This is a genomic window from Bradyrhizobium sp. Leo170, assembly GCF_004296405.1.
Classification (GTDB): domain Bacteria; phylum Pseudomonadota; class Alphaproteobacteria; order Rhizobiales; family Xanthobacteraceae; genus Bradyrhizobium.
In genome coordinates this window covers 1-6,203 of record NZ_PSRR01000432.1, presented here as the reverse complement: position 1 = coordinate 6,203, position 6,203 = coordinate 1, and the positions used below count along the sequence as shown (strand labels likewise).

4 protein-coding genes are annotated in these 6,203 nt (G+C 62.4%); 1 reads left to right on the top strand and 3 read right to left on the bottom strand.

What is annotated here, in order from left to right; translation table 11 throughout:
- Positions 1–81: 81 nt before the first annotated feature.
- A complete protein-coding gene (locus tag CWO89_RS39530; protein ID WP_130583718.1) occupies positions 82–999 on the bottom strand; it encodes a LysR substrate-binding domain-containing protein in 918 nt (305 codons plus the stop codon).
- Between the two features lie 80 nt (positions 1,000–1,079).
- Here CWO89_RS39530 and CWO89_RS39525 point away from each other — a divergent pair, with 80 nt between their 5' ends.
- Positions 1,080–2,294: an MFS transporter gene (locus CWO89_RS39525; RefSeq protein WP_130583717.1), complete on the top strand. Its 1,215-nt coding sequence runs from the start codon at positions 1,080–1,082 to the stop codon at positions 2,292–2,294.
- A 429-nt stretch (positions 2,295–2,723) separates the two neighbouring features.
- Here CWO89_RS39525 and CWO89_RS39520 read toward each other — a convergent pair whose 3' ends face one another.
- Positions 2,724–3,683, bottom strand: coding sequence for an ornithine cyclodeaminase family protein (locus CWO89_RS39520; protein WP_130583716.1), 960 nt, complete (start codon positions 3,681–3,683; stop codon positions 2,724–2,726).
- 399 nt (positions 3,684–4,082) lie between these two features.
- Positions 4,083–6,203: lytic transglycosylase domain-containing protein (locus CWO89_RS39515; RefSeq protein WP_130583715.1), on the bottom strand; the 2,121-nt coding region annotated here is incomplete at its 5' end.

Below are 6,203 nucleotides of genomic sequence, written 5' to 3'. Positions count from 1 at the left end.
GGGGGTCAATATTGCAGGCCGAATGACAGGCAACGCCCGAATGCCCTTCTCCCAGCCGCGCACCTAAAAATTCAGATGCTACTATGCAGAGCGCATAAGTTTCATCTGCCAGTCGGTCGCCTCCTCGAACACCCAGGTGCGAAAAGCGCTAACCTTATTGGTGTTCATGGTCTCGGGCCGGGCGACGAAATAATAGGAATCGGGTGTAGCGGCTGATTCTGCAAAAGCCGCAAAGAGGCGCTTGGCATCGAGTTCATCGGTGGCATAGACGTCGCGCACGAGCGCCAATCCCTGTCCGGCGATTGCCGCGCGGATCAAAAGCATGTCGTTCTCAAAGCTTGGGCCCCTGCGTGCCTGTGTATCGCTGATCATCGCTCCATGCGCCCGGAACCATGCGGGCCATACCGAGCGATTACGATCCTGAAGAAGCGGATAGCGAAGGCAATCCTCAATACCCTCGATCGATGGACCGTTCGCAACAAGCTCAGGGCTTCCCACGCAGATGAGGTGAGGCGCGATGATTTTGAAGGCTTCAAGTCCGGGATAGTCGCCGCGACCGTGGCGCAACGCCACGTCCACATCATCGTTGCGCAGGTCGGCGAGGCGTGCGGTCGTGTCCACACGGACATGAATGCCCGGATGGCGGTCGGAGAACCGGCCGAGACGGGGCACGAGCCAGGAAGCAGCGAAGGATGCCGTCGTACTGACCGATAGAATATGCCGATCCTGGGGCCGGGTCTCGAAGAGGCCAACGGCATCCTCGATCTGTTGAAACCCCTTCGCAAGCGGCTCAAAGAGCCGAAGCCCCTCAGCCGTCAGCCGAATCTCCCGACTGCGTCGCTCAAGAAGCTTCACGCCAAGCCGTTGCTCCAGAAGCTTGACCTGCTGACTGATCGCGCCTGGGGTCACGCCCTGGACGGCAGCGGCGCGCTTCACGCTGCCGTGCTGCCCCGCATGGGCGAACGCCCTCAATGCTAATAGTGAAACGGAAGGGGGCATCGCTGCAATTTAGCTGAGCTGAATCGGCGCGCAAGAGATATGGCTTGTCGCCGTCATTACCATTCTCCAAGGTTATTGCCATGCAAAGGGCAGAGAACGCGGCAAGCTTATCCGAACGATCCACACTCAATAGAGGACTTCTCGCCGTTCTCGCTTTCGCAGCTGGGCTCACGGTTGCTAACAATTACTATAATCAAGCAATGCTCGGGTTGTTGGCCGATGAGTTTCGTCTTTCGCCAGCTACGGTCGCGCTGCTGCCGGTTTTGACGCAACTTGGTAATGTTGTCGGCATCTTCTTCCTAGTGCCGCTCGGCGACCGGCTGGAACGCCGCTGGCTCATTCTGGTGACGACGATTGCCCTTGTCGCCGCACTGGTCGCGGCGGCCATTGCGCCGGGCTTCGTGTGGCTTGTTGTTGCGGGGCTGGGGATCGGGCTGTTCGCGACCGTCACGCAACAGATCGTTCCACTTGCCGTGCATCTGTCAGCGTCCCACGAACGTGGTCATGTCCTGGGGATCGTCACGGGCGGCATTCTGGTCGGCATCCTTCTCGCGCGTACGATCAGCGGCGTGATTTCCGATCTCTGGGGCTGGCAGGCGGTGTTCTGGACGGCGGCGGCCTTCATGCTGGCGACCGCCGTCGCTCTCGGCACCATGCTGCCGAAGGTGGAGCCGACTTCGGATTTGAGTTATGGCCGATTGCTCGGGTCTCTGTGGACGTTGCTGCGCACTCATCGGGTGCTGCGCTGGGGCGTCGCGACACAAGCGCTGATCTTTGCGGCGTTCATCGGGTTCTGGTCCAGCCTCGCCCTGCTGCTTGACGGCCCGCCCTACGATCTCGGTGCGACAGCGGTGGGATTGGTGGCGCTTGTCGGTGTTGGTGGCGCTTTGGCCGCGCCGATCGCCGGCGCGCTGGCGGATAAGCGCGGGCCGGCCGTCGTCATTTCTATCGGCGCCGGCCTTGTTGTCGTTGCGTTCGCCATCTTCGGACTGTTCCAGGGTTCCTTGGCTGCGATCGTCATCGGGGTTCTCGTTCTCGACCTCGCGGTCCAGGCATCGCAGGTCGCCAATCAGGCCCGCATCTTCGCGCTCGATCCGGCCGCCCGCAGCCGGCTCAACACCATCTTCATGGGCACGATGATCCTGGGCGGAGCCTGTGGGGCGGGTGTTGCTGGTCTCGCCTATGCCTGCTTTGGCTGGACAGGAGCCTGCATTTTCGGCGCGACCGCCGCAGCGATCGCGCTCGTTATGTCCCGTGCAGAAGCTCGCGACAAAGTTTCCAAATGGTCGCGCTAGACAATGAGCGTGGGCAAATTTTGTTTGCTTCTTCGTACCTTCTGCTCATTCGCTAAGCGCCATTTTGGAGGGCTATAGCGTAAACGTAGTTCTCCGTTTCATCGCTCTCCGCCCGCCATCCCCGCCGATTGCCCTCCATGGCGCGATATTCTGCGCTACAGCCACACAGACACCGCCGATTGCCGCACAAGTCGCGCATAGAGTAATGCTCGCAAAACGGACCTGATGAGGAAATTTGGCCGTGCATCACCCGTTGTTTACCGGCGCAAGTGTAGCAACGGCCACGACCGACCCCACCTCGGACCTTCGCATCGGCATTGCGGAATGTCAGCTTCGCTGCCCATCGCCGACCTCAGTCCGAATGCGCAGCATTGCCGAGGGAATCCTGCACCGACACTATTTCAGGGTCCAAAATTCCCGTTAAATGCGTTATCTCGGCGGAGTTGGCGCTTTGGCTGCATTCACCGCGTTCACGACGTAATTGGCAATCATGAGATCGAGATGTGCGCCCCCACCATTCTTGAAGAGGGTAATCTGTTTCTCGGATCGGCGGCTGGGGCTGTCCGCCGCCACCAGATCGTAAAGATCGCCACGCACATGATCCCGCGTGATGACGCCAGACTGGATCGGCTGTATCAGCTCTCCGATCTTGTCGACGACCGTATCGAAGTAATCCACATAGACCAAAGACGAGGCGATCAGGCTGTCATCAGCCTCGCGCATGTCCGGGGTGAACGCACCAATCAGGTCGACATGCGTGCCCGGCCGCACCCACTGCCCCAAAAGGACGGGCTGCTGGGACATGGTCGCAGCCGAGACGATATCGGCTTCTCCAACCGCTTTCGCTAGATCTATAACAACTGCCACCTCGGACCTGATATTGTTGAGCGTTGCGGCAAGAGTCTGGGCCTGCTCTGGACGCCGCGACCAGATCGAGATGCGCTCAACGCTGGGAAAGGCTGCGTCATAGGCCCGCGCCAGCGTCGCAGCCACCATCCCGGCTCCAATAATGACCAGGTGGCGGCTGTTCGCGCGCGCCAGGTATTGAGCACCCAGAACGGAGTCCGCTGCAGTCTTGTATTGCGTGACCAGTCTGCTCTCAATGACAGCACGCATCGAACCGCAATCGGGATCGTAGAGCAATACCGCGCCCTGTATTGAGGGCAGCCCCTTCTGCACATTGCCGGGGAACACGCTATCGCCCTTGATCACGAAACCAAGCCCCTCGATTCGGGCGGCGCGGTTTAGAAGCTTCGCGCCACCCGAACCCAGAAGCAAATCTCCCTGCTGGGGACGAGCAAGCTTGTGGCCCCGACGCAGAGCGTCGATCGCGCCCGGCCAGTTCAGCGTGTTTTCGCATCCTTCATAGGTCAAGAGTTGTGGCAGCATGTTCTTCTTTATCCATCACGAGCAACTTGCCTCGTAAACTGAGGTCGATTCCGAAAGCATCAGCGAACGGCACACTGATTTAGCGGTTGTGAGCGGACTGCGAGGAATTCACCATGCATCGCCATTCAGCCGCGACCTTATTTCGGAGGGTCGTGGAGGGCTATAGCGTAGACGTAGTTCTCCGTTTCACCGTTCTCGGCCCGCTATTTGCCGCCGATTGCACTCTATAGTTCGATATTGATAGTATAGTTCGATATTGATAGTTCGATTTTGCCGCCGATCACCGCATTCTACCAAGCGGGTATAGATGGGCGTGTGTTCGCAAGAGCAGGGGGCGCCGCGTCTGTCGTTAAGCGCGCTGCTCGGGACAGCCAACCTGTCCTGCCATTCGCTATTCGCCTATTCGACGCTGGCGCCGCGATGGAGGTCGGCTTCGATCTGCAGCCGCGTGCCGCCACCGAACCGCGCGCGATAGACCTGCAGGTTCTCCATGATCCGCTGCACATAGTTGCGCGTCTCGGAGAACGGGATCAGCTCGACCCAGTCGACCGCGTCGACCTTGGGATCGCGCGGGTCACCGTAGCGATCGATCCATTTCCGCACGCTGCCGCGGCCGGCATTGTAGGCCGCGAAGGTGAGGATGTAGGAGCCGCGATAGTCCTCCAGCAACCCGCCGAGCTCGGCAGCGCCAAGCGCGGCGTTGTAGACCGAGTCGGTCTTCATCCGGTTCAGATCAAACGCGACGCCGGCGCGCTTGCAGACATAGCGCCCCGCATCCGGCGTGACCTGCATCAGCCCATAGGCTTGCGCCGGCGAAACCACGGCCGGATTGAACGCGCTCTCCTGCCGCGCGATCGCATAGACGATGCTCCGCTCGATGTCCGGGCCGATCGACCTGAAGGACGGAATCCCGTTGATGGGATAGGCGTAGAAGTCGAACGGCAGACCACGGTTGAGCGCGGCCTTGCCCATCAACAGCATGCCGCGCGCATCGCTGTAGCGCGCCGTCAGTTCGCCGAGCCCGACCAGCGCCTCAGGGTCGCCGTTCTCGCCCATGTCGGCGAGCAGGGGAATTGCGAACTCGCGCTCGTCGAGCTCATAGAGCAGTTGCGCCGCGCGCACGATCTCCAACCGTTCGACGCCGCGGCCGCGTGCGCCCGGGACACCGTTCAGCTCGATCTGCGGCAAGCCGAGCTTGGCCCGCGCGAGCTGTCCGTAATAGCTGGTCGATTGCTCGGCTGCGCGCAGATAGGCCGCGCGGGCCTCCTGGTTGCGGCCTGCGGCCTCGGCGGCGCGGCCTTGCCAATAGCCGGCACGCGCCAGCGCGGTTGGATTGACGCTGCCAACGCCGATGCGGGCAAAGTGCTGCGCGGCGAGTCCGGGATCTCTGAGGAAGCGCAGCGCGATCCAGCCGGCGGTGAACTCCTGCTCGGTCTTGTAGATGTCGCGGGCGGGCAGCGCCGCATCGCGCGCGATCAGATAGGCGGTGCGGTTCTCGCCGACGTCGATCATCTTGCGCGCCAGCAGGCGCCGCTCGATCCACCATTCGTCGACATTGAACAGCCTCGCCGGATCCTTCGGCGTGCTCAGCATCAACTGCGCCGCTTCCGCGAACTTTTCCTCACGGCGGAGCAACTGGATCCGGGCGAACAGATAGCCGGTGTCGCCGTGCAGTTCGCGCGGCACCGCTTCCAATAGCGCCCTCAGGTTGGATGCTCTCTTGTTGGCGCCGATCCGTGCCTTGGCGAGCGCGAGATAGCCCGAGCCCAGCCGCTTGGCCGCGCGCAGGCCGGCAGCCTCCTGCTCGGTGCCATAGAGCATCGTGTCCATGCGCGCCTTGTGATTGCCGGCGGTGAGCAGCGCCCCGAACAGGTCGAGCGCGGTGGTTTCCGTGTCCTCGCTCATGGGATCGCTGCGCCAGGCTTCGCGCGCCAGCCGCTCGGCATTGGCGCGGTCGCCGCGCGCGAGCATCGCTTTGGCCAGCGCGAACCGGCCCTTGGCCGAGACGGGCGACTCGTTCTCGAACCACGACCAGACCGCGGCATCTTCGCGGCGGTCGTCCCACAGCGCAGCCTCGAGACGGCGGCGCAAGAAGGTCTGCGAGGGCCAGCTCGGGTTGGCGGAGATGAAGGCGCGGTAGCGTTCGACCGAGGCGCCGTTGTTTTCGCTGCGCAGGATCAGCCACTCGGCGAGCTTTCTGGCGACGGGATCGGAGATCGTCGCCTCGACCTGCGTCGCATCGCCGGGCTTCTGCTTGCGGACGAGCTCGATGACGTTCTCGAGCGCGTCCTTGTCGCTCTGCGAGGTCGATGAGGTCGCGGCTACGGCGGCGGGCACTGTCGGCTTGATGCGGACCGGCGCTGCATGCTGGCGCGTGGCCGGCGCCAAATGGGCTGGGGGCGGCGCAGGTGCGTTGGGCGAGGTGGCCCGGGGAACGGTGGCGGTATTTTTGGCAGCGGCAGTCGCTGGCGCGGTGGTGGCAGGCGTGGTTTTCGGAACCACGCCGCGCGCGATCGGCCG

Coding starts and splice junctions, on each gene's coding strand:
- CWO89_RS39530 (WP_130583718.1), bottom strand. CDS start 999: ATGCCCCCTTCCGTTTCACTATTAGCATTGAGGGCGTTCGCCCATGCG.
- CWO89_RS39525 (WP_130583717.1), top strand. CDS start 1,080: ATGCAAAGGGCAGAGAACGCGGCAAGCTTATCCGAACGATCCACACTC.
- CWO89_RS39520 (WP_130583716.1), bottom strand. CDS start 3,683: ATGCTGCCACAACTCTTGACCTATGAAGGATGCGAAAACACGCTGAAC.